This is a genomic window from Pseudomonas defluvii (assembly GCF_001695625.1).
Taxonomy (GTDB): domain Bacteria; phylum Pseudomonadota; class Gammaproteobacteria; order Pseudomonadales; family Pseudomonadaceae; genus Aquipseudomonas; species Aquipseudomonas defluvii.
On sequence record NZ_MBPN01000294.1, the window covers coordinates 1 to 863 of the forward strand.

Genomic DNA, 863 nt, shown 5'->3' on the forward strand with positions numbered 1-863 from the left:
GTCGATTCCAGGCTCGCTCCCGGCTCCCCGGCGCGCTCACCCTTGGTGCGGATGTACGGATCGATCTTCATGTCGTTCAACTTGAAGGCGATCAGCACCTTGCGGTCCCCTTCGATGGCCTGCACGCACCGGCGAACCAGGTGCTCGGCTTCAGGGGTGGCGACGATGGTGTCGAAGTACCGATAGTCCGGTTCACCGACAGGCCCGGCCAGAGCCGCGACGCAGCACGACAGGAACGGATCGCCATCCTTGGGGGTGACGTCCTTCGGACGGCTGAGGTAGCCGATGCCGCGGGTGATCAGCTCGTGCTGCTTGATGGAAGCCAGTTCGGCCCGGTCAAGCGGCTCGGCCTTGAGCAGTCGCGCCTTGAGGGACGCGGCGGCTTCACCCTTGCGCTCGCCCTTGTCGCGGATGTACGCATCGCCCCACAGGTCGCCGAGGCGGAAGCGCACCAGCGGGCGCTGCTTGGGATCGTCAACGCCGATGTAGCGCTGGACGAGGTTCTTGGCCTCGGCACCCGAGACCTTGACGTCGAAGTAGCGGTAGCTGGGGTCCCTGGCGGGGCCGACCAGCGCGGCAACGGTGCATGCCAGGAAAGGCTGCGCACGGCGGCCGCCCCGGACAGGCACTTCACGGACACGCTGGATGTAGCCGATGCCCGAGGTGTGGAGGTCGAAATACGATTTCTCGTTGGACGTGGTGTTCATGGTGAATCTCCATAGGGAAGAAGCGGAGACACACCAGCCCCACGCATGCGGGGAAAGGTGCGTAACCCCGCGGTGGGTCGATAAGGCGAAAGCATCCGCCACCAGAGACTGGTGGCCGCTCGCGGATGGATGCGGTGCGAGCTGGCTCGGTCACGC

1 protein-coding gene is annotated in these 863 nt (G+C 65.6%); it reads right to left on the reverse strand.

What is annotated here, in order from left to right; genetic code table 11:
- Window positions 1-707 (reverse strand): DUF3577 domain-containing protein (locus tag EKA13_RS27400; RefSeq protein ID WP_065762053.1); only part of this gene is annotated, 707 nt, incomplete at its 3' end.
- Window positions 708-863 lie beyond the last annotated feature (156 nt).